This is a genomic window from Streptomyces sp. NBC_00576 (assembly GCF_036345175.1).
GTDB lineage: Bacteria > Actinomycetota > Actinomycetes > Streptomycetales > Streptomycetaceae > Streptomyces.
Genome location: NZ_CP107780.1, coordinates 73,368 through 74,930, shown reverse-complemented (window position 1 = coordinate 74,930; position 1,563 = coordinate 73,368). Strand labels below are relative to the sequence as shown.

General features: G+C 70.6%; 2 protein-coding genes. Both read left to right on the top strand.

Features of this window, described 5'->3' with window-relative positions:
• Window positions 1-23: 23 nt before the first annotated feature.
• A complete protein-coding gene (locus OG734_RS00335; protein WP_330285433.1) occupies window positions 24-725 on the top strand; it encodes a thioesterase II family protein in 702 nt (233 codons plus the stop codon).
• An 8-nt stretch (window positions 726-733) separates the two neighbouring features.
• On the top strand, window positions 734-1,558 hold the full coding sequence (locus OG734_RS00330) for an SDR family oxidoreductase (protein WP_330285432.1): 825 nt from the start codon (window positions 734-736) through the stop codon (window positions 1,556-1,558).
• Window positions 1,559-1,563: the final 5 nt, after the last annotated feature.

Genomic DNA, 1,563 nt, shown 5'->3' with positions numbered 1-1,563 from the left:
CGAAAGGAACGGAGAGAACAGACATGCGACGGACATCTCTGCTGTGTGTCCCCTTCGCGGGTGCCGGTGCCTCGTTCTTCCACCCGTGGGCGGCGCTGACGGACGGTGACCCGCGGATCGTGGCCCTTCAGTTGCCGGGCCGGGAATGGCGGCTCTCCGAGGACTCGTACCGGGACGTGGCGCAGGCCGTGGCCGGGCTGTTCCCCGCCGTGACCGAGGAGATCGGCTCGGGCGACCGGGTCGCGATCTTCGGCCACAGCCTCGGCGCGGTGCTGGCGTACGAGCTCGCCCACCTGCTAGTCGCCCGCACCGGAGCCGATGTGGCGCGGCTCTTCGTGAGCGGCTCACCGGGCCCCTGGACGCGGCGGACCAGGCGGGCTACCGGCCTCCCCGACGAGGAGTTCCTGCTGCGCGTCAAGGAGTTCGCCGGCTACGACCACGAGGCGCTGTCCGATCCGGGCATGCGCGAGCTGATCCTGCCGACTCTGCGGGCGGACGTCGAGATGCACGAGAACTACGTCCCCGCCACGGACCAGCCGCTGCCGGTGCCCGTCACCGCCGTGCGCGGCACCGAAGACGACCTGGTCACAGCCGATCAGACCGCAGAATGGGGCAAGGCGACCAGCGCCGAGTTCACCCAGGCCGAAGTGGAGGGCGGACACATGTACATCGCCGAGGATCCCGGAAGCCTGCTGCGTCTGGTCGACGACGCACTCGCCCGCTAGGAGCGGCCGTGCAGCTTGTCGGCAAGACCGTGATCGTCACCGGGGCCGCGCGCGGTCTGGGACGGGCCTGCGCGGTCGCCTTCGCCCGCGAGGGCGCCGATCTCGTCCTCCTCGACCTCTGCGCGGATCTGCCTGGTGTGCCGTACCCGCTCGGCAACGCCGACCAGCTCGCGCACACCGCCGACGTGTGCCGCGAGCACGGCGCCGCAGTCCTGGCCAGGCAGGCCGATGTCCGCGACCTCGCCGCGCTGCGACACGCCGTGGACGACGCCCACGGCCGGTTCGGTCGTATCGATGTACTGCTCAACAACGCTGGGATCGCCGCGCCCTCCGGCAAGCCTGCCGACGAGATCGACGAGGATGAGTGGCAGCTCATGATCGACGTGGATCTCTCCGGTGCGTGGCGCGCGACCAAAGCGGTCGGCAAGATCATGACCGCCCAGCGGGCCGGCAGCATCGTAAACGTTGCGTCCACGGCAGGGCTGGTCGGCTACCGCAACTTCGCGGGATACGTGGCGGCCAAACACGGCGTCATCGGGCTCACCAAGGCCACGGCGCTCGACTTCGCCCCGGCCAAGGTCCGGGTCAACGCCCTGTGCCCGGGGTCGGTCCGGGACGAGGCGGCGGTGGAGGGCCGGATGCTGTCGGAGATCGCCAGGTCGCTTCAGGTGCCGGTCGGCGAGCACGAGGAGGCGTTCGTCCAGTCGCAGCCCATGAACGCCCTGATCGAGCCCGGCGACGTCGCCTCGGCCGCCGTCTGGCTCGCCTCCGACGGATCGCGGCAGGTCACGGGATCGGTCATCACCGTAGACGGCGGGTTCACGACCCGCTGAGCCAC

Bases quoted from the DNA above. Each gene is read 5' to 3' on its own strand.
- OG734_RS00335 (WP_330285433.1), top strand. From the start codon at position 24: ATGCGACGGACATCTCTGCTGTGTGTCCCCTTCGCGGGTGCCGGTGCC.